Source organism: Bacillus sp. FSL K6-3312 (assembly GCF_038007485.1).
Classification (GTDB): Bacteria; Bacillota; Bacilli; order Bacillales; family Bacillaceae; genus Bacillus; species Bacillus pumilus.
Map to the genome: position 1 here is coordinate 3286299 of NZ_JBBOXI010000001.1, position 20046 is coordinate 3306344.

At 42.6% G+C, this 20046-nt stretch carries 22 protein-coding genes; 4 read left to right on the forward strand and 18 right to left on the reverse strand.

What is annotated here, in order from left to right; genetic code table 11:
- Positions 1–321 (forward strand): winged helix-turn-helix transcriptional regulator, encoded by a 321-nt coding sequence (locus tag MHI11_RS17355; RefSeq protein WP_106066228.1) that lies wholly within the window; start codon positions 1–3, stop codon positions 319–321.
- Positions 322–401: 80 nt separating this feature from the next.
- On the opposite strand, the gene MHI11_RS17360 is transcribed toward MHI11_RS17355, so the two are convergent.
- The 4 genes from MHI11_RS17360 to MHI11_RS17375 are packed head-to-tail and all read right to left on the reverse strand — an operon-like array spanning position 402 to position 3859.
- A complete protein-coding gene (locus tag MHI11_RS17360; RefSeq protein ID WP_065098005.1) occupies positions 402–1091 on the reverse strand; it encodes an ABC transporter permease in 690 nt (229 codons plus the stop codon).
- Between the two features lie 21 nt (positions 1092–1112).
- Positions 1113–2030, reverse strand: a complete 918-nt coding sequence (locus MHI11_RS17365) for an osmoprotectant ABC transporter substrate-binding protein (RefSeq protein WP_044138967.1) — start codon at positions 2028–2030, stop codon at positions 1113–1115.
- A 13-nt stretch (positions 2031–2043) separates the two neighbouring features.
- Positions 2044–2697: an ABC transporter permease gene (locus tag MHI11_RS17370; RefSeq protein WP_340961797.1), complete on the reverse strand. Its 654-nt coding sequence runs from the start codon at positions 2695–2697 to the stop codon at positions 2044–2046.
- Between the two features lie 13 nt (positions 2698–2710).
- Positions 2711–3859: a betaine/proline/choline family ABC transporter ATP-binding protein gene (locus tag MHI11_RS17375; protein ID WP_003212926.1), complete on the reverse strand. Its 1149-nt coding sequence runs from the start codon at positions 3857–3859 to the stop codon at positions 2711–2713.
- Between the two features lie 269 nt (positions 3860–4128).
- On the opposite strand from MHI11_RS17375, the gene MHI11_RS17380 reads away from it, so the two are divergent.
- Complete coding sequence (locus MHI11_RS17380) at positions 4129–4665, forward strand: GbsR/MarR family transcriptional regulator (RefSeq protein ID WP_340961799.1); 537 nt, start codon at positions 4129–4131, stop codon at positions 4663–4665.
- 54 nt (positions 4666–4719) lie between these two features.
- Here MHI11_RS17380 and MHI11_RS17385 read toward each other — a convergent pair whose 3' ends face one another.
- Positions 4720–5352, reverse strand: coding sequence for a MarC family protein (locus MHI11_RS17385; protein WP_044138969.1), 633 nt, complete (start codon positions 5350–5352; stop codon positions 4720–4722).
- Positions 5353–5469: 117 nt separating this feature from the next.
- On the opposite strand from MHI11_RS17385, the gene MHI11_RS17390 reads away from it, so the two are divergent.
- Positions 5470–5934, forward strand: coding sequence for a hypothetical protein (locus MHI11_RS17390; protein ID WP_340961802.1), 465 nt, complete (start codon positions 5470–5472; stop codon positions 5932–5934).
- A gap of 15 nt (positions 5935–5949) precedes the next feature.
- Entirely contained in the window at positions 5950–6414 is a 465-nt protein-coding gene (locus tag MHI11_RS17395) for a GNAT family N-acetyltransferase (RefSeq protein ID WP_080772914.1), read from the forward strand.
- A 22-nt stretch (positions 6415–6436) separates the two neighbouring features.
- On the opposite strand, the gene MHI11_RS17400 is transcribed toward MHI11_RS17395, so the two are convergent.
- From MHI11_RS17400 to MHI11_RS17460, 13 genes are all read right to left on the reverse strand, one after another.
- Positions 6437–6718 carry a hypothetical protein gene (locus MHI11_RS17400; protein ID WP_044138971.1) on the reverse strand — a complete coding sequence of 94 codons (282 nt, stop codon included), beginning with the start codon at positions 6716–6718 and terminating at the stop codon, positions 6437–6439.
- Positions 6715–7083: a hypothetical protein gene (locus tag MHI11_RS17405; protein ID WP_044138972.1), complete on the reverse strand. Its 369-nt coding sequence runs from the start codon at positions 7081–7083 to the stop codon at positions 6715–6717. Before MHI11_RS17405 ends, MHI11_RS17400 begins: the two co-directional genes overlap by 4 nt.
- Entirely contained in the window at positions 7080–8477 is a 1398-nt protein-coding gene (locus MHI11_RS17410) for a hypothetical protein (RefSeq protein WP_044138973.1), read from the reverse strand. Before MHI11_RS17410 ends, MHI11_RS17405 begins: the two co-directional genes overlap by 4 nt.
- Positions 8449–9216 carry an ATP-binding cassette domain-containing protein gene (locus tag MHI11_RS17415; RefSeq protein ID WP_217012136.1) on the reverse strand — a complete coding sequence of 256 codons (768 nt, stop codon included), beginning with the start codon at positions 9214–9216 and terminating at the stop codon, positions 8449–8451. The genes MHI11_RS17410 and MHI11_RS17415 overlap by 29 nt, the downstream gene beginning before the upstream one ends.
- 58 nt (positions 9217–9274) lie before the next feature.
- Positions 9275–9544: a hypothetical protein gene (locus MHI11_RS17420; RefSeq protein ID WP_044138975.1), complete on the reverse strand. Its 270-nt coding sequence runs from the start codon at positions 9542–9544 to the stop codon at positions 9275–9277.
- Positions 9545–9801: 257 nt separating this feature from the next.
- A complete protein-coding gene (eno, locus tag MHI11_RS17425; protein ID WP_003212752.1) occupies positions 9802–11094 on the reverse strand; it encodes a phosphopyruvate hydratase in 1293 nt (430 codons plus the stop codon).
- Positions 11095–11123: 29 nt separating this feature from the next.
- Positions 11124–12659 carry a 2,3-bisphosphoglycerate-independent phosphoglycerate mutase gene (gene gpmI / locus MHI11_RS17430; RefSeq protein WP_003213111.1) on the reverse strand — a complete coding sequence of 512 codons (1536 nt, stop codon included), beginning with the start codon at positions 12657–12659 and terminating at the stop codon, positions 11124–11126.
- Positions 12652–13413, reverse strand: a complete 762-nt coding sequence (gene tpiA, locus MHI11_RS17435) for a triose-phosphate isomerase (RefSeq protein ID WP_003213530.1) — start codon at positions 13411–13413, stop codon at positions 12652–12654. Before tpiA ends, gpmI begins: the two co-directional genes overlap by 8 nt.
- Before the next feature lie 30 nt (positions 13414–13443).
- A complete protein-coding gene (locus MHI11_RS17440; RefSeq protein WP_340961806.1) occupies positions 13444–14628 on the reverse strand; it encodes a phosphoglycerate kinase in 1185 nt (394 codons plus the stop codon).
- Between the two features lie 213 nt (positions 14629–14841).
- Positions 14842–15849 carry a type I glyceraldehyde-3-phosphate dehydrogenase gene (gene gap / locus MHI11_RS17445; RefSeq protein ID WP_003212811.1) on the reverse strand — a complete coding sequence of 336 codons (1008 nt, stop codon included), beginning with the start codon at positions 15847–15849 and terminating at the stop codon, positions 14842–14844.
- Between the two features lie 29 nt (positions 15850–15878).
- Complete coding sequence (locus tag MHI11_RS17450; protein ID WP_340961808.1) at positions 15879–16916, reverse strand: sugar-binding transcriptional regulator; 1038 nt, start codon at positions 16914–16916, stop codon at positions 15879–15881.
- Between the two features lie 314 nt (positions 16917–17230).
- Positions 17231–18646 carry an amino acid permease gene (locus tag MHI11_RS17455; RefSeq protein WP_340961810.1) on the reverse strand — a complete coding sequence of 472 codons (1416 nt, stop codon included), beginning with the start codon at positions 18644–18646 and terminating at the stop codon, positions 17231–17233.
- A gap of 106 nt (positions 18647–18752) precedes the next feature.
- Positions 18753–19946 carry an ornithine--oxo-acid transaminase gene (locus MHI11_RS17460; RefSeq protein ID WP_106066219.1) on the reverse strand — a complete coding sequence of 398 codons (1194 nt, stop codon included), beginning with the start codon at positions 19944–19946 and terminating at the stop codon, positions 18753–18755.
- Between the last annotated feature and the right edge of the window lie 100 nt (positions 19947–20046).

A 20046-nucleotide genomic window follows, 5' to 3' on the forward strand; every position in this document is an offset into this window, starting at 1 on the left:
ATGAATCAATCTGACATGTGCCCGCGGTTTGAAAAAGCAGTTGAGTTATTGAGTAAACGCTGGGTTGCACTGATTGTTTTTCAGCTTCTCTCAAGTCCGCAGCGCTTTAGTGAAATTGAGGCCGCTCTGACAAATTTAAGCGGAAGAGTATTATCTGAGAGATTAAAAGAGCTGGAAGCAGCAGGCATTGTAAAACGGGAGGTTTTTGCTGAAACACCCGTGCGTATTGAGTATTCTTTAACTGATATGGGGCGTTCCCTTGCACCCGTTTTTGAGGAAATTTCGAAGTGGTCTACTGAATGGATCACGCTCGAATCATAAAATAACCGCATGTGAACTGCCTGATCATTATAAAACAACCTCCCTTACAGATGTAAGGGAGGTTTTGTCTTTTCAACCGCTTAAGCAGATGTCATGTTTTTTTCAGCTAATGCTTTTCTTTCTTTTTTCTTGTTCGTTGGGCTTAAATAGCGTTCAAGCCAGCCCATGACTAGGTCAGCGATAATGGCCATGAGTGCAGTTGGAATAGCGCCTGCTAAAATGATGGCTGTTCCGTTTGTGGCGTTTGATCCTCTGATGATGATATCACCTAGACCTCCTGCACCAACAAATGTCCCAATCGCTGTAATGCCGATAGCGATGACCAGTGCAGTTCTTAAACCAGCCATAATAACCGATAAAGCAAGCGGTAATTCAACCATTCTCAGCACTTGCCATTTCGTCATGCCCATCGCTTTACCCGCTTCTAAATAAGCATGTTCAATGCTGACAATTCCTGTATACGTGTTGCGGATGATCGGCAGAAGCGAATACAGAAAGAGTGATAAGATGACTGTATTTGCGCCAAGTCCTAACACGAGCATCAACACGGAAAGCATCGCTAACGCCGGTATGGTTTGAATGACGTTGGTAATGGCGAAGATCCAGTTGCTCAGCTTACGGTAATGCGCCACAAAGATGCCTACTGGAATTCCGACTATCGCCGCAAACAGCACCCCATACGCTGACATGAGAAAATGCCGATAAAATTCTTCTAACACATATGAACCGTTCTGCTGATAATACGTCCATAATTGCTGCAGTGTGTCCATCAGCCGTGACACCTCCCCATCTTACTCAAAGTAATTGTGCTTTTTCAGGAAATTCTTCGCAACGGTGGCTGGTTCTTGAAGCTCTCCGTCGACTTGATAGTTCAACTCTTGCATTTGTTCTGTATCAATTTTTCCGATCAGTCTGTTGATCACCTTATCAAGCCCTGGGTTCTCTTTTAAAACTTTTTCCGGGACAACGGGCGATGCATCATATGGCGGGAAAAACCGCTTATCATCTTTTAAGATTTTGAGGTTATAGGCTTTGATTCGTCCATCTGTTGAATAGGCAAGCACAATATCCATTTTTTCATTTTTTAATGCATCGTAGACTAAACCAATCTGCATTGGATACGTGCTTCCAAATTCAATTCCGTATGTTTTCACGAATCCTTCATAACCGTCGCCTTTCTTTTTGAGCCATATATTATCGACACCGAACCGGTAATTCTTCGCATTCTTTTTCAAGTCAGAGACCGTTTCTAACTTGTTTTCCTTCGCCATCTTTTGCGTCACGGCAAAGGCATACGTATTATCAAATCCATACGAATCAAACCATTTGTAATCATAGCGTTTCTTAAATTCCTTTTGGACGATTTCCATTGCACGCTCCGGGTCTTTTTCCGCATCCATTCCAAGCGTACTTGTCAAATCTGTCCCTGTATATCTTGTCGCCGAAATGTCGATATCACCGTTTTCCATTGCTTTCTGCTGTACGGTATTAGAGCCCAAGTTTTTCACAATCGTTGTCTTTTTATCTGTGTAATGTTCGATGATTTCGCTCACCATATAGGCCATTATTTCTGATTCGGTAAAGTTTTGTGCTCCCACCCGCAGCGTATTGCCTGAGGAGCCGGCTAGTCCAGGAAGTGAACAGCCGCTTATCAATAGCAAGCATCCGGCAAGCAGTGCACTGATCCATTTTGTTTTTCGATTTTTCACATAAGCCAACTCCTTATGAAACTTCCTTCAATCCTTTTAAGCCTTCTGGTGTTGCTTTTTTCTCCAGCTTCATCAATGTAAAGTCAATGATGACCGCTAAAATAGTGACTGGGATGGCACCTGCAATAATGTATTCCGGCTGGTATAGCTGAAGTCCAATCAAAATGTAGTCACCAAGACCGCCTCCACCGATAAAAGCAGCAAGTGTTGTCCAACCAATTAAATAAATCGTTGACGTTCGGACACCTGCCATAATGATCGGTACAGCAAGCGGAAGTTCCACAAGACGAATTTGCTCCCATGTGGTCATGCCGATCCCTTTACCGGATTCAAGCAGATTTTTGTTCACACCTTGGACGCCGGCATACGTATTTCTCAAAATAGGCAATACCGAATAGAAAAAAAGAGCAACGATTGCAGGTATTTTCCCAACCCCCAAAATAGGAATAAAAAATGCAAGAATCGCTAAACTAGGGAGTGTTTGAAAGATATTCACGACACCGATGACAAAGCCTGCGCCTCGTTTCATTCGCGTGAGAACGACGCCTAAAGGAACGGCAACGATAATTCCTAGCACGACAGCAATTAAGGAAATATATAAATGCTCCCACATTTTTGTGAGGAGTTCCCCACCATTTTTCTCTAGAAAATCGATGATTTGATCCATGTGTCCACCTCCCTTAGTTCATTTCAATGGCAGACGCTGGCGTATCGTCTCCCCAAATGGAGTCGTACACAACATCTACAAGACTTGCCCGTGTCACAATGCCTTTTAAATGCCCTTTGGCATCGACAACCGGTACATATTTAATACCGCGTATTAAGATTTTCCGAACGGTGTCTCTGAGAAGTGCGCCTTCTTGTACAGTATAGAACTCTGTATTTAGGATCTCACCAACGAAAGCCGCTTTTCTGCGGTTCGCATCAATTGTTTCAATATCGATATAGCCTTTTAACACATCATGTTCGTCTACTACAAGCAAGGAATCGACCCGCTTTTCTCTCATGATGTAGATGGCATCAGTCAACGTTTGTTCGACTGTAATGGTGACTGGTGACGTGTTCATCATTTGTTCTACACGTTCCATATTCGGATTTGATTGAAGCAGGCGTTCTTTTCCGATGAATTCTTCTACGAACTCGTTGGCTGGGTTACGCAAAATATCTTCAGGTGTGCCTACTTGGACAATCTCTCCATCTTTTAAAATCACAATTCGGTCAGCCAGTTTAATCGCTTCATCCATGTCATGTGTGACGAATACGATGGTTTTATTTAACGTTTTTTGCAGTTTCTTAAATTCTTCCTGCAATGTATCTCGTGTAATTGGATCAAGTGCACCAAATGGTTCGTCCATGAGGATCAGAGGGGGTTCTGCTGCCAGTGCGCGAAGAACTCCGATGCGCTGCTGCTGTCCTCCACTAAGTTCATGAGGATAGCGCTCTAAAAATTCTGGGCCCATGTCGACGAGCTTCAGCAGTTCGCGTGCTCGTTCCTTACGTTTTTCTTCCGGCCATTTTAAGAGCTTCGGCACAAGTGAGATGTTTTGCGCGATGGTCATATGGGGGAACAGTCCAATTTGCTGAATCACATAACCGATTTCTCTTCTTAATTGAACTGGATCTTTTTTCATAATATTTTCTCCCTCGATAAAAATGTTTCCTGAGGAAGGTTCGATGAGTCGGTTGATCATCTTCATGGTTGTGGTCTTACCACAGCCACTCGGTCCAATAAAACAAATAAATTCTCCTTTTGCTATGTCTAAATCAATATTTTTGACAGCTTTTTTTCCACCTTTATACGTCTTAGATACATTCTCTAGTTTCAGCAAATGAGACACCTCCAATTAGTTGGATCTATATATTCAGAAAATTTACACCTTATTAATTATAGTGCAAACTTTATAAAATAAAAAGTTTATAATGTGTTTGTATTGCATAACATTTATATAAAATTTTCAGTTAACGCCGTAATATCTAGATATCTCTCCTTTTTCCTCCAAATTACTAGCAATTACTCAATATTTATTGTTTTCATCAACAAACAGGTATATGATATATTGTGTTACAAATTGTCAGTCGTGAAGGGATGAAGCGGGGAGTGGACAAGCAAGCGCTAGGCGCCATTCAAAAAGCACAGGATCATTATATTGAAAAAGCTGCAGAGAACATGAATGCCTTTGGTCTTTCTTCTACAGTGGGTAGAGTGCTTGGTATCATTCACATGAACCGTAAACCAATGACGCTGGAAGAGCTATCAGAGGCGACCGGCATGAGCAAAACGAGGATGAGTCAAGTCGTTCGAGAAATGCTTGATTTAAATATTGCGGAAAAGGTTTATGAAAAAGGAATACGTAAAGATCTTTATGATGTTGAGCAAGATCAATACCAAACGTTTATTTCATTGTTTGCAGCCAATTGGACACGTGTTGTCAGTAAAAACCGTAAAGCACATAAGAAAACGTGCAAGGAATTGCAAGAGCTGCTTGAACAGGAAGATTTACCAAAAGAAACAGAGGATAAAATCAATCTGCTTCTTTCAGAAATCAAGGAAAGTCTTGATTACTATGATTGGATTAGCCGCTTAATTGAGTTCTTTGAAAGTGAAGAAGTATTTAAGCATGTGCCGAAACCTTAAAAAAGCTGTTTTATTTTACATCATTGTAGAAAAAAACAGCTTTTTTATATACACTTATGATATAAACATCGGAAACATCCCTTTTAAGCCTGCGCCGATCATTTCAACTGCCACTACAGCCAGAATTAATCCCATCAAACGCGTCACGACATTCATCTCTGTTTTCCCCATTTTTCGCATAATAAAACTTGAATAATGAAAGGCATAATACGTCATGGCAAGAACGATGACAATGCCGATTAGAATCGAAAACATGTGGAGCATCCCTTGACTTCCCGGGGTTAAACTCATCACTGTAGCGATTGTACCGGGACCAGCGATGATCGGAATGGCGAGCGGCGTAACGGAGATATCTGCCTTCTCTTTGCTTTCTGCCTTTTCCTCCGAATGAGGATTTTGGACGTGCGATTCTTTTGCATTCAGCAAATTGTAAGCGATACCAAAAATAAAAATACCGCCAGCAATGCGGAGTGCATGAATATCGATCCCAAACAATTTGAAAATGAGCCTGCCTGCTAATAGAAAGGCAATCAGAATAATAAAAGAGACCACGATGGCTTTTTTGGCTGTCTGGGAGCGCTCTTTCTCTGTATAGCCCTCTGTTAAGGTGATGAAAAGAGGTACGTTTCCAATGGGATTTGATACAGCAAATAATGAGACGACAACATGAATCATAAAGGAAATCAACAGACACCCTCCTTTTTTCATAGTGTCTGCCATTCTGATGTGAATATGCCCTTGTGATGTTAAAACCTGTATATCTTTAACCGATGATAATAGAGGTTTAAAGAAAGGGGTTCACACATGAAGAAAACAATGACGATCATTCTTCTTTCTGTAGCAGTTATTGCCTTAGGTGGCTGGATTGTTTGGCAGCAGCAGACCATCGAAAAAGCAGAGAAAACACACCAGCAAGAAAGCAACACGAGCGATCTGAAGCTCTCGCAGTTAACATCAGATCAAACAGATATGAAGCATAAAAACGATGAACAAAAAAAGCAAATAGCCACCGTCACAAAAAAGCTCAAAAAAGAAAAGAAAGCCTATGAAAAAGAGGTCAAACAGCGTAAAGCGCTTGAGATAAAAGTCGACCAGCTTCAAAAAGAGCTGACGGCAGCAAAAGCCACTGCTCAAGCAAATAAGCAGACCACTCAGTCTACAAGGAAACCAACTGTCAAAAAAGACCCGAATGTCACTCATCATCCTCCCTCTCAGTGGGTACAGGACCAATATGATTGTGGCGTGAAACAAGGGTATATTAAAGAATAGAAAGGATGAAAAAATGTGATACAGATTCGGCCATTATCTCATGATCAATCTCTCCCTATGGATCTTTTACTATTAGCTGACCCTTCAAAGGAAAAGGTTCTCGCTTATGTGCAATCCGGCTCTTGTTATGCCGCCTTTCATGCACAGGAAGTGATTGGTGTCTATGTGCTATCATCGCTCTCTCAGCATTCAGTGGAAATCATGAATGTTGCTGTGAAGGAGTCATGGCAAGGAAAGGGAATTGGGAAGCAGTTGATCCGCCATGCGATCGCTGAAGCGAAAGCCACTGGTTTTCATACGATTGAAATCGGCACAGGCAACTCGAGTATTCAGCAGCTCGCACTTTATCAAAAATGCGGCTTCCGCCTAACATCGATCGATCACGATTTCTTCCTTAAGCATTATGATGAACCAATTTATGAAAACGGGATTCAGTGTATGGATATGGTACGGCTGTCTCTCACATTTCAAGCAGACTGACTATTTGTTCAGCCTGCTTTTTTTATGCTCTTCGTTTCTTCATAGCATGAATCACATATTGAATGAAAAAATAAAGCACAGCGCCAGCTAAAAAGCAGACAACGCATCCAAAAAGCGTCGCCTCAGAGCTGAATTGATACTCTTCAATTTTCATAATATAAAATGGCATGCCAAACAGCGTTGGACTTGATTCAATATGATTGACCTCTAGCAGCAGTAAAAAGACAGGGGTCATAAACACAGAAAATATATACAGCATCGCAAGTGTTAAGCCGCTAGAAAACGAATGAAATACTTTGATCATCTCTTTCTCTCCTTCATCTCTTTTAAACTGGCTGTGATATTTTTCCCGTCTGGGCAAGCTGGATGCAGCATCACAGTGTTCAGTAAAGAAAAAAACAGCAGCTGATGACTCACCGGATGCTTCCACATTAAGAAAAGCACAATCGAGCAGAGCACCGGAAACAGCGGACCCGCAAGTGCCACCATCAGATTAAAGCTCGGCCTGGCAAATGTCTCATGGACGATCGCCACATGCTTCCAATCAATCGTGACCACAAAATCAAAGAGCGGTCTTTTTTCAATTTTGTTGCACACCATGATCATCAGCATATGACCGAGTTCATGAATGAGCACAACCGCTAGTAAACTAATGACAAGCCCCATCATCGCAATATCGGCCTTTTTAACATCACTGCATATATACAACTGAAAAAGGCAAGTGAACCAAGCAGATAAGCGGTGGCGAGTAGAGACATATTAGATGACAGCCACTCTAATAAAAGCATATCGATGAAGCTGAATACAGCAATCATCATCACGATGACAAACAGTTTATTAAAATCACTGATTTTCACGACAAACCCCGTACAGGCTGCCATGACGGTCATGAATAAAATGGACAAACTCGCCAAGCCATGACCTTCACTTTCAATACCGATCACCAAATAAGCAAGGCCAATATACACAAAATAAATGAGTAAATTGATTGCGTAATAAAATAAAATTCTCGACAATATATACGCGCCCTTTGATGTATTTAACATAAAGATGGCCCGTTGATTGATATGATATTCTCTGCCAATCATCAGCGGAAGCATAATCAATATTTCCTTTAACGCAAACTGCACAATAAAGGCATACAGCCATCCAGTTTCTTCCGGCGTAAAAACAAATGGCAGCCCAATCGTCAAACAAACGAGAAAGAGGAACAAAATGCCTTGTTCTTTAAAAACAGCTGATCGGATGAAATAGACCACTTCCTGCCGCAAATGCGTCAGAAAGGAAGAGTACGTCCTAATTTTCTGGTAAGAAAATGACTTTACCTCTGTTTTCAGCTGCAAAAACATTTGATGAACATAGCAAGCTGCTAAGCCCTTCACCCATAGCCAGCCAGCGCTTAGAAGAATCACCAGCAACGTCAGATAGACAGCCGGCCATACATGGATCATCTCCACTGCTTTTTGAAAAAGAAGAAATATGAGTACTTGAAGTGCCGCAAAGCCGATTGTTTGTAGCAGTAAATGCTCCTTTGTTTTTGATACGAAATGACTTACACCGATCCGCATTAGCATCCATGAAGAGAGCGTATAAAGTGCCAATATGCCGCATGTGATGCAAACAACGATGATCCAATACAGAGATGGGGTGACACCCGTGATCAAAAGACCTAATACAATCGGTAAAAAAAGTAATCCAGCCATGAGGAAGCAAAAAAGCACTGGAAAGAAATACGCACAAAGGACAAAGGGTACACTTTGTATCGCACTGTTCAAAAAGTAGAATTGATATTCTTGGCGCTTCAGTTTATTGCGGGATAACACAATCCCTGCTCCTAATAGTAAGAGCGACATTTTGACAAATTGGAGGTATAGCGCAGCTGGCTCACTTTCACCTGCCTGCATGTAAAAGCGCAGGCTGATGACAACGTATATTGCATAGATGAGCAAGAAAAAAACGGCAGCTGCGAGAAGCTGCAAAGGATACTTTTTTCCAAGCTGCTTTCCTTTCGTTGTCAGCATGCCCCATTCGATTTTATGAAGAACGTGTCGTGTCCAAATCATTGAGTAACCTCTCCACCTGCATATAGTAATCTCGATTTACTTCTTTATAAATCTCTTCAAGTGCCTGATGAGGAAATGTCTCATTCGTTTCTTGGCGGGACATATTCAGCTTCACGTCACCATTTCTTAAGATCATGAGATGATCATATAATGTATCACCAAAGCTCAAATGATGAGTTGAAATCAGGATGCCAGCGCCTTGATCTCTCAGCTTCATGAGCACCTTTTTTAAGATGATCATCATATCTGGATCAAGTCCGTTCGTTGGCTCGTCGAACACATAATAATCACATGGTTTGAGAAGCTGCGAAATGATCTGTGTTTTCTTTTGATTGCCATGGGACAGCTGAGCGATTGGCTGATCCATATACGGACTCAGCTCAAACAAATCGGTGAATGTCTCTTCTCGTGTGACATCTTTCTCATTTGGCAGCTGAAGTAATTGAAAGTATTCCCTCGGTGTTAAATAATCGAACAACGCATGATCGTCAGAAATATAGGAAACATGTTTTTTCAAAAGGGAAATATGAGCTGAGGATTGAAGGTTCAGCTGTTCACCATGTAAGGAAACGTATCCAGTAAATGGCGTCAGCCCAAACATAGCTTGAATCATCGTTGTCTTTCCTGCACCATTATGCCCTAAAAGAAGCATCGTCTGGCCTTTCTCCACGTTCATTTGAATATTACGGAGAGAGAAGGTGCGGCTATACGTTTTTTCTTGTAATTGTAGTGACAGCATCATATCCCTCCGTTTGTTTCAGATGGAACAGATGACCTTGCATCTGTTCTCATCCCTGTTAGAAACCGCATTGGATTTTAACGTACATGCCTAATAATTTGAACTCTCCTAAAAATTTGGAGCCCTTTCCAAAGGTCTTACATGCCCAAATCAATGCTCCAAGTGAAATAATGCCCAATATAGCGGCAAGGACATAAATCCAAAATGCGTTTTTCTGTACATTCTTAGAAGTTAGAATTCGTTGCTTCCTTTCATCATATGCCGCCAGTAGCTGAAGGATATACATATACACACCTACTGGAAAACGAAGGCTAAAAGGATTCAGCATCTCATCACCCCCTAATATATGTAAAATGATACCATCCCACATACAGAAAACATAAGTTCATTTCAGATCATATTTTTAGTCGATTTTTCATGATCTATTGCTTATAAATGGTGGAGTTGCGCGCTTTCCCTCTGACTGAAGGACGATTTTTTACAAAAATAGGATGTGACTATTGAAACAGCTGCGGGATCTCATTCAACACAAAAAAACGCTGCGCCCACTCTGATATAAGAGCGGAACGCAGCGCGTTGCTGGCATTATTTATTCAAGTTATAGAATGTTGCAATGCCGTGATATTGTGCTGTTTCAGCCAATTGATCTTCGATGCGAAGTAATTGGTTGTATTTCGCCACACGATCCGTACGAGACGGAGCACCTGTTTTGATTTGTCCAGCGTTTGTTGCAACAGCGATGTCTGCAATTGTGCTGTCTTCTGTTTCACCAGAGCGGTGAGAGATAACAGCTGTGTATCCTGCACGTTTTGCCATTTCGATTGCATCAAATGTTTCAGTTAATGTACCGATTTGGTTTACTTTGATTAGGATTGAGTTACCAACGCCGTTTTTGATTCCTTCAGAAAGCTTCTTCGTGTTTGTAACAAACAAGTCATCTCCTACTAGCTGAACCTTGCTGCCAAGGCGCTCAGTTAATAGTTTGTGACCTTCCCAGTCGTTTTCATCAAGGCCGTCTTCGATCGAGATGATTGGGTATTTAGATACCATATCTTCATACCAGTCAACCATTTCAGCAGATGTTTTCACAACGCCTTCGCCTGATAAATGATATTTACCGTCTTCTTTGTTGTAGAACTCAGAAGATGCAGCATCCATTGCAAGCTTCACTTCTTCACCTGGTTTGAAACCAGCTTTTTCAATCGCTTCAACGATTGTTTGAAGTGCTTCTTCGTTAGAACCAAGGTTTGGAGCGAATCCACCTTCGTCACCTACAGCTGTGTTTAAGCCTTTTGCACTTAATACAGATTTCAGGCTATGGAAGATTTGTGCGCCCATGCGAAGTGCTTCACGGAAGTTCGGAGCACCTACAGGCATAATCATGAATTCTTGAATGTCTACGTTGTTATCCGCATGCTCTCCGCCGTTGACGATGTTCATCATTGGCACTGGAAGCGTTTTGGAGTTGAATCCACCAAGGTATTGGTAAAGTGGAATTTGTAAGAAATCAGCAGCCGCACGTGCTACAGCGATAGATACGCCAAGGATTGCGTTTGCGCCTAATTTCCCTTTGTTTTCTGTTCCGTCAAGTTCGATTAACATTTTGTCAATTGCTACTTGTTCAGTGACATCAAAGCCTAAAAGCTCTGGTGCAATGATTTCGTTTACGTTGTTTACAGCTGTCAGAACACCTTTTCCAAGGTAACGGTCTTTGTCTCCGTCACGTAGTTCTACTGCTTCATATTCACCAGTAGAAGCACCACTTGGTACTAGTGCACGGCCAAAGCCGCCAGATTCTGTGTAAACTTCTACTTCAACTGTTGGATTACCGCGAGAGTCTAATACTTCGCGTGCATATACGTCAACAATGTATGGCATCGTTATTTCTCTCCTTTTGAATCAATTTGTTATTTCTGAATCAATGATGTTCCTGTCATCTCTTTTGGTTTTTCAAGACCAAGTAAGTCTAAAAGCGTTGGAGATAGATCGGCTAGAATGCCGCCTTCTCTAAGCGTTGCACCTTTTTTCGTTACGATGACTGGAACAGGGTTTGTCGTATGTGCAGTATGCGGCTTTCCTTCTTCGGTAATCAGCACGTCTGCGTTACCGTGGTCTGCCGTGATGATGGCATGTCCGCCTTTTGCTAGGATTGCGTCGACAACAGCTCCTAAGCACTCATCTACTGCTTCAATGGCTTTGATTGTTGGCTCGAGCATACCTGAATGACCAACCATATCCGGGTTAGCAAAGTTCAGGATGATCGCATCATGCTTGTCAGCATTGATGTCTGCAACAAGTGCATCCTTTACCTCATAAGCGCTCATTTCTGGCTTGAGGTCATAGGTTGCCACATCTGGCGAATTGATCAAGATGCGGTCTTCACCAGGAAATTCTTCTTCACGTCCACCACTCATAAAGAACGTCACGTGAGGATATTTCTCTGTTTCAGCAATCCGCAGCTGTTTCAATCCATTTTGCGCTAGCACTTCTCCTACTGTGTTATCCAAATTCACTGGTTTGAAGGCAACATAGCCATCAACCGTTTCACTGAAGTGTGTGAAGCAGACGAAGTGTAAATTCTTCGGATGTGCTTCTCCGCGATCGAATGAGCGGAAATCTTCATTTGTGAAGGTGTTCGAAATTTGGATCGCACGGTCTGGGCGGAAGTTATAGAAAATCACAGAATCGCCGTCGTTTACTTTTGCAACTGGCTCACCATTTTCTCTCGTGATGACAGATGGAATAACGAATTCATCGTAGATCCCATTTTCATAGGAGTCATCAACGACATCATAGATGTTTTGATAACTTGGGCCTTCACCATACGCCATCGCGCGATATGCTTTCTCCACACGATCCCAGCGTTTGTCACGGTCCATTGAGTAATAGCGTCCAGAAAGTGTTGCCACTTCTCCGACACCGATTTCTTTGATTTGTTCTTCAAGCTGTTTTAAGTACACTTTGGCTGTCTTCTGACCAACATCACGTCCGTCCAAGAAGCCATGAATGTATACCTTTGTTAAGCCTTCTTTTTTCGCCAGCTTTAGCAGGGCAAAGAGATGTTGAATGTGGCTGTGCACACCACCGTCTGACAAGAGACCGAATAAATGAAGGGCCTTGTCATTCTCTTTTGCATAAGTCATTGCCTCTAGGAACGTTTCGTTTTTCTCAAATTCCCCATCACGAATGGCAACATTCACTCTTGTTAAGCTTTGATACACAATGCGTCCTGCACCGATGTTCAAATGCCCAACTTCAGAGTTCCCCATTTGACCTTGCGGGAGGCCTACTGCCTCACCTGAAGCTGTTAAGGTTTGATGCGGGAATTCGTTCCAGTAGCGGTCGAAGTTCGGTTTTTTTGCTTGGGCAACAGCGTTACCAACTGTTTCGCCTCTTAAACCGAATCCGTCTAAGATGATTAATGCAGCTGGTTTCTTACTCATATTGACCTTCCTCCAATAATTGAACGAAAGACTGAGGTTCTAAGCTTGCGCCGCCTACCAAAGCACCGTCAATATCGGATTCTGCCATGTATTCTTTAATATTCGCAGGTTTCACGCTTCCGCCATATTGAATGCGAAGGCTGTCTGCCGCTTCTTGACCATATTCGCTTGCAACCGTTTGACGGATATGCGCACAAACGTCGTTTGCATCTTTCGCTGTAGAAGATTTCCCTGTACCGATTGCCCAAATTGGCTCATATGCAATAACAGATTCAGCGACTTGCTGAGTTGTTAAACCAGCTAGTGCTTTCTTCACTTGATCAGCGACAAGTTCATTTGTTTTGCCAGCTTCACGCTCTTCAAGCGTTTCACCTACACAGATAATTGGAACGATGCCATGCTTGAATGCAGCATGTGCTTTTTTGTTCACTGTTTCATCTGTTTCAGCAAAGAATTCACGGCGCTCTGAATGACCGATCACTGAGTAGCCGATGCCAAGATCTTTTAGCGCAGCAGGGCTGATTTCACCAGTGAATGCACCATTTTCTTCAAAGTGCATGTTTTGTGCACCAATTTTAAGGTCTGTTCCGTTAGAAAGGCTGTTTAGCTTTTCAAGAAAAAGGGCTGGCGCACAGACAATGGATTCCACTTTGTCAGGAGATGGAATGGATGACTTGACTTCTTCAACGAAGCTAACCGCTTCGCCAAGTGTTTTGTTCATTTTCCAGTTCCCAGCTATAATTGGTTTTCTCATGATTGACACTTCCTTATAGCAGTTTTGGTCTTATTTATCGTTTAATGCAGTAACACCTGGAAGCTCTTTGCCTTCCATAAATTCAAGTGAAGCGCCGCCGCCTGTAGAAATATGGCTCATCTGATCAGCAAGACCAAATTTCTCAACAGCTGCTGCTGAATCTCCACCGCCAATGACAGAATATGTATCTTTTGCTTCTGCCAGTGCTTCTGCGATTGCTTTTGTTCCTTTAGCGAATGCGTCGATTTCAAATACACCCATTGGTCCGTTCCAAACAACAAGTTTGCTGTTTTTAATGACATCAGCGTACTTGCCTATTGTCTCTGTTCCAATATCAAGTGCTTCTAGATCACTTGGAATTTCAGAGATTGGCACAATGCTTGTATTCGCATCATTTGAAAAGTCGTCGGCTACCAGAACATCTGTTGGAATCAGGAAGTTCACGCCTTTTTCTTTTGCACGGTCCATAAAGGATTTCGCTAAATCTACTTTGTCTTCTTCTAATAAAGATTTTCCTACTTCGTGGCCTAGTGCTTTCACAAATGTGTAAGCAAGTCCGCCGCCGATGATGAGGTTGTCCACTTTATCAAGAAGACTTTCAATCACACCGATTTTATCCTTTACTTTGGCGCCACCAATAATCGCTGTAAATGGGCGATCAGGGTTGGAAACTGCCTTTCCTAAAACCTCAAGCTCTTTTTGCATGAGGAAGCCCGAAACAGCCGGAAGATATGCTGCAATACCAGCAGTGGATGCATGTGCACGGTGTGCAGCACCGAACGCATCATTGACATACACATCGGCTAAATCAGCAAATGCTTTTGATAGTTCAGGATCGTTCTTTTCTTCACCAGGATAGAAACGAACGTTTTCAAGCACTAACACATCTCCTTCTTTTAAGTCAGAGATTTGCTTTTTCACGTTGTCGCCGTAAGCTTCATCCGCTTTTTTCACTTCTTTTCCAAGAAGCTCTTGAAGACGTTTCGCTACAGGTGTCAGACGCAATTCTTCAGTAACTTGACCCTTCGGACGACCCAAATGACTAGCTAATAGTACCTTTGCGCCTTGTCCTGTTAAATACTCAATCGTTGGTAATGCTGCGCGAATACGAGTATCATCCGTCACTTTTCCGTCTTTCATTGGAACGTTAAAATCTACGCGGCAGAACACAACTTTACCTTTTACGTCAATGTCTTTTACTGATTTCTTATTCATGCTCGTCAGGAGATCCTCCTTTATTCTGGTTTCCTTACGCATTGGACAAGTCTCTCTTTATCCTTTTCCCATTTTGCCCTCATCAAAACGAGAAATCGTGCAGAACGGATAAAAACAGAGAAAAAGGGAAAGGGATGCTTCCCCTTCCCTTGTCCGTCTTCATTATATCGTGTCTCTAGGAAAGAACCAAGTGAGTTCCTTCAGTGTGAGAAATTAAAGACCTTGTTTTGCAATGTAAGCTGCAAGGTCAACAACGCGGTGAGAATATCCACTCTCGTTATCGTACCAAGAAATGACTTTCACCATGCTGCCTTCCATGACCATTGTAGAAAGAGCATCGATTGTTGAAGAGTTTGCATTACCATTGTAGTCACCAGATACTAATGGCTCTTCGCTGTAGCCAAGGATTCCATTAAGTTCTCCTTCAGCTGCTTCTTTAAGTGCTGCATTTACATCTTCAACAGTTACATCTTGGTTTAATTCAGCCACAAGGTCAACTAAAGATACGTTAGGTGTTGGAACACGCATAGCGCCACCGTTTAATTTACCTTTAAGTTCAGGCAATACAAGTGAAACAGCTTTCGCAGCACCTGTAGAAGTTGGGATGATGTTTTCCGCAGCTGCACGAGCACGACGGTAGTCTTTGTGCGGAAGATCAAGAATTTGTTGGTCATTTGTGTATGAGTGAACTGTTGTCATCATACCGCGTTTGATACCAAATTTATCGTTAAGTACTTTTGCAAATGGAGCTAAGCAGTTTGTTGTACAAGATGCATTAGAGATGACATCGTGGCTAGCTGCATCGTATTTGTCTTCGTTTACACCCATAACGATTGTGATATCTTCTTCGTTAGCAGGAGCAGAGATGATGACTTTTTTAGCGCCAGCTTCTAAGTGTTTTGCAGCGTCTGCACGTTTTGTGAAGAATCCAGTAGATTCAACAACGATTTCTACGCCTTGTTTACCCCAGCTTAATTTCGCAGGGTCACGCTCAGCTGATACTTCGATTGTTTTACCGTTCACTACTAAGTTTGTACCGTCTACAGAAACTTCTGCATCTAGTTTTCCGTGAACAGAGTCATATTGTAAAAGGTGTGCAAGCATGTTAGCGTCTGTTAGATCGTTAACCGCTACTACCTCAACTTCAGGATTGTTTAATGCTGCACGAAATACGTTACGTCCAATACGTCCAAATCCGTTAATACCGACTTTTACTGCCATGATGTTCCTCCTTTTATAGGTCACAATGTTTATATTGAGGGATCAATTGACTCCCTTAATAACTCTTTTGCGGCTCCTTCGTCTGTGACGAGAACCGTTCGGCGGGGTTTTTTGAAATAAGCTTCAATGGCCCCTGCCTTTGATGATCCACCTGCAACAGCAATGATGTGTGGAATGCTTTCTAAATCATCTAGCTGCATGCCGACGGAGTGCACTTTGTGGACGACCTCACCATCACGATTAAAGTAATAGCCAAAGGCCTCTGTCACTGCGTCATGCTCATCAATCTTTTTTAAATCTTCAGCTGGTGTGTTTCGTCTCATCGCCATTGTTTTTGCTTCACCGATTCCATGAATGAGCATCGTGGATGATTTGATCGTTTGAAGCACTTCTTTGACTGACGGCTCTTCAATAATGGAAGAGTAAGCACCTTCTGACAGCTGTCCTGGAACAAACAGCAGTTTGTAAGTACCGGAAGCTTTTTCAGCCATGTGGGCACAAATGGTGTTTGCCTGATTTTTTACATTCTCCCCAAGACCGCCTCTCGCAGGGACAAACATCATGTCTCTGTTTTTGGCATCAGGGGTCATCATTTCGGCAACGGCTTCCATCGTCGTTCCGCCAGTGACGGCGACGATATTATTTCCAGTAAACCTTTTTTTCATACATTGGACAGCAGCTCTTCCCATTTCTTGCTTCACCCACGGGGATTCGTCACTGTCACCAGAAACGATCACGACTTCTTCTAGGCCTAACTTCCTCTTTAATGTATTTTCCAAAAAGGTTAAACCTAAAACGTCTTTCATCATTCCTTCAAGCATTTCAAGCAAAGCGTGGCCTTCACTCGTCAGCATCATGCCGCTCGTTTTGACATCCAGCAGATTTTGTTCTTTTAAAAACTGAACTTCAGTACGTAAGATGCGCTCACTGAGACCAAGACTCGTCGCAAGACTTCTGCGGCCGATTGGTTCAGCTAATCTGATGTACTGCAAAATGTCGTAGCGTTTTTGCATAACGATGAGAAGATCTGGCAATAATTTTTTTTGAGCTTCCAATAAACGATTCATGGCTAACGACCCTTTCTTTTCACGTTGGACTAAAAACGTCCCACTGTGACAAAAAACGTCCCGCCACAGCCAAAAAAAATCAATCCCTGCTTTCTTTAATTATTTTAACAGGATCATCTTGCATTTTCAACTATTACAAACACATTTAGACAAAAAATAGACACATTTTCACCGATAACCTGCTTGTCATCAGGGTTCTTGCTATGATATTTCTTTTCAAAATATTTTATTTTCTTCTATATTGAATGAATTCATCAATGAAAGTGTGCATGCGTAAGAGGTCCGCATGCACATTTTTTTGATATAGTCGTCTTTTATGTTTTTGGGATTCCTTCCTCTTCGGCGAAACGCTTTGCCTCTTCCTTCGGTTTGATTTTGAGATAATAAATGATGTAGCAGGCTGCCATGAACGGAACGCCGCAATAAAGGCCAATCCGCTGATCCTCAATAAAGAATAGGCTGATGAGCACGATGCCAAATGCGATGAAGCCTGCTATTGGGACAAATGGATAGAGCGGTGTACGGAAGACGAGATCCTTTACATCTCCACCATCTTTTATGAATTGTTTTCTAAAGAAATATTGAGACAAACAAATGGACATCCACACCACAACAAGAACCATTCCAGAAATCGAAATAAGCCACACATACACCGTTTTTGGTGCCACAACACTTGTGAGCAGAGATAGAGCGGATACACCCATTGTCACCAATAATGCATTGATCGGGATTTTACGCTTGGACAGCTTTTTCGTAAAAGCAGGTCCTTTCCCGTCCTTTGAAAGCGACCAGAGCATACGTGATGACGCATATAATCCAGAGTTTGCTACAGATAAGACAGCGGTGATGATAATAAAATTCATGATATCTGCAGCATATGGGATGCCGACCTTGTCCAGCACGACCACAAACGGACTGTCGACAGCGCCTGCTGTCTGCCATGGAAGAAGTGCTGCCAGAACCGCAATTGATAAAACGAAAAAGACCATCGTTCTCCAAATAATATTCCGTATTGATCGAGGCAATGTTTTTTCAGGGCTTTCACTCTCACCTGCTGCGATCCCTACAAGTTCTGTTCCTTGGAAGGAGAAATTGACCGTGACCATGGTTAATAAAATAGCAAAAACACCATTAGGAAATAGTCCGCCATGATCCGTCAAATGACGAAATAAAGGGGCTGGTTCTCCTCCTTTCAAATGAATCATTCCGAAAATTGCGCCAATTCCGATGATAATAAACAATAGGATGGCCGCAACCTTGATGGCTGAAAACCAAAATTCCGTTTCAGCGAAGCTGCGAGCAGAGATGGCATTCACGGCAAATAATATCACGCTAAATGCTAGACACCAGAGCCAAACCGGGATATCTGGAAACCACCTTTGGAGCAATATGCCTGCTGATGTAAACTCCAGACCAATCGTACACGCCCAGCTAAACCAATACAGCCAGCCAATCATAAAGCCTGTGGACGGGCCTATATATTTGGTTGCATATTCCTGAAAGGAACCGGCTGTTGGCATCGCCACTGCTAATTCTCCAAGACACAGCATGACCAAATACATGAACAGTCCGCCAATGATAAACGATAGAATGGCTCCCCCCGGCCCTGCCTGATGGATAATCAATCCTGATCCAAGGAAAAGGCCCGTACCGATGACGCCGCCTAAGGCAATCATAAAAAGATGTCTGCTTTTCATGGAACGCTCTAGTTCATTTTGCTGTTCTTGCATCAAATCCACTTCCCCACTTTCCCTCTTCTATTCAGCATCCTTTGACAAAATTCGCTGTTCGTTGAAAAAGAAAGGGAGAAAGTGAAGCTTCCTCCCCCTTTGCCATTTAAGCTTGAAACAGTGCTTCAATATGACCAATCGCCCAGTCTAAATCTTCTTTTGAAATGGTCAGCGGTGGTGCAAAACGGATGACTGTTTCATGAGTTTCCTTACATAACAAACCTGCTTGCTTCAGCTTTTCACAATAAGGTCTAGCTGCCTCTGTCAGCTCCATGCCTATAAATAGTCCGCGGCCGCGCACTTCTTTAATCACAGGACTTTGAATGCGTGCCAATTTGTCTTTGAAGTATTCACCAAGCTCCATAGAGTGGGCTGCAAGCTTTTCGTCGATTAAAACATCCAGTGCAGCAAGCGACACCGCACACGCAAGAGGATTTCCTCCAAAGGTAGACCCATGAGAACCAGGGTTAAACACGCCTAAAATATCGCGGTTTGCTACAACACACGAGATTGGGAATACTCCGCCGCCTAAAGCTTTCCCAAGAATCAGCATATCTGGCTCAATGTCTTCCCAATCACACGCAAACATCTTACCTGTTCGTGCTAACCCCACTTGAATTTCATCCGCAATGAACAGCACATTTTCTTGCTCACAAAGCGTTTTGGCATCTTTCAAGAAGCCTTCTGGCGGCATGACAATACCCGCTTCACCTTGAATCGGTTCAATGAGGAAAGCCGCTGTCTGTGGTGTGATAGCTTCACGTAACGCTTCAATATCTCCGTAAGGAATCAACTTAATTCCAGGAAGCATTGGGCCGAAACCTCTTTGGTATTCTGCTTCTGAGGAAAGAGACACAGCCGTCATCGTTCTCCCATGGAAATTGCCAACACACGCAATGATTTCTGCACGATTCTCTTCGATTCCTTTCACATCATAGCCCCAGCGTCTCGCTGCTTTTACAGCGGTTTCTACAGCCTCAGCACCTGTATTCATTGGCAGTGCCATGTCTTTATTCGTCAGTTTGCAAATTTTTTCATACCAAGGACCAAGCTGATCATTATGAAAGGCTCTCGACGTGAGTGTCACGCGATCTGCCTGTTTTTTGAGCGCTTCAATAATGCGGGGATGGCGATGTCCTTGGTTCACTGCGGAATACGCACTCAGCATATCCATATATCGATTGCCTTCAGGGTCTGTCACCCACACTCCCTCAGCCTCTGAAATCACAATTGGCAACGGATGATAGTTTGCCGCTCCATATTGTTCTGTTTGTTGAATCAATTCATTTGTCTGTGTCATCATCTATTCCTCCTTCTGTAAGGTAGCTTTTTTCAATCGGGTTCATCTTCATCCATATGTTATGCAAGGATCGTGCCAACTTTCTGACCGCTTGATCATG

Coding starts and splice junctions, on each gene's coding strand:
- MHI11_RS17355 (WP_106066228.1), top strand. CDS start 1: ATGAATCAATCTGACATGTGCCCGCGGTTTGAAAAAGCAGTTGAGTTA.
- MHI11_RS17360 (WP_065098005.1), bottom strand. CDS start 1,091: ATGGACACACTGCAGCAATTATGGACGTATTATCAGCAGAACGGTTCA.
- MHI11_RS17370 (WP_340961797.1), bottom strand. CDS start 2,697: ATGGATCAAATCATCGATTTTCTAGAGAAAAATGGTGGGGAACTCCTC.
- MHI11_RS17390 (WP_340961802.1), top strand. CDS start 5,470: ATGAAGAAAACAATGACGATCATTCTTCTTTCTGTAGCAGTTATTGCC.
- MHI11_RS17400 (WP_044138971.1), bottom strand. CDS start 6,718: ATGATCAAAGTATTTCATTCGTTTTCTAGCGGCTTAACACTTGCGATG.
- MHI11_RS17405 (WP_044138972.1), bottom strand. CDS start 7,083: ATGATGGGGCTTGTCATTAGTTTACTAGCGGTTGTGCTCATTCATGAA.
- MHI11_RS17410 (WP_044138973.1), bottom strand. CDS start 8,477: ATGATTTGGACACGACACGTTCTTCATAAAATCGAATGGGGCATGCTG.
- MHI11_RS17415 (WP_217012136.1), bottom strand. CDS start 9,216: ATGCTGTCACTACAATTACAAGAAAAAACGTATAGCCGCACCTTCTCT.
- MHI11_RS17420 (WP_044138975.1), bottom strand. CDS start 9,544: ATGCTGAATCCTTTTAGCCTTCGTTTTCCAGTAGGTGTGTATATGTAT.
- eno (WP_003212752.1), bottom strand. CDS start 11,094: ATGCCATACATTGTTGACGTATATGCACGCGAAGTATTAGACTCTCGC.
- gpmI (WP_003213111.1), bottom strand. CDS start 12,659: ATGAGTAAGAAACCAGCTGCATTAATCATCTTAGACGGATTCGGTTTA.
- tpiA (WP_003213530.1), bottom strand. CDS start 13,413: ATGAGAAAACCAATTATAGCTGGGAACTGGAAAATGAACAAAACACTT.
- MHI11_RS17440 (WP_340961806.1), bottom strand. CDS start 14,628: ATGAATAAGAAATCAGTAAAAGACATTGACGTAAAAGGTAAAGTTGTG.
- gap (WP_003212811.1), bottom strand. CDS start 15,849: ATGGCAGTAAAAGTCGGTATTAACGGATTTGGACGTATTGGACGTAAC.
- MHI11_RS17450 (WP_340961808.1), bottom strand. CDS start 16,916: ATGAATCGTTTATTGGAAGCTCAAAAAAAATTATTGCCAGATCTTCTC.
- MHI11_RS17455 (WP_340961810.1), bottom strand. CDS start 18,646: ATGCAAGAACAGCAAAATGAACTAGAGCGTTCCATGAAAAGCAGACAT.
- MHI11_RS17460 (WP_106066219.1), bottom strand. CDS start 19,946: ATGACACAGACAAATGAATTGATTCAACAAACAGAACAATATGGAGCG.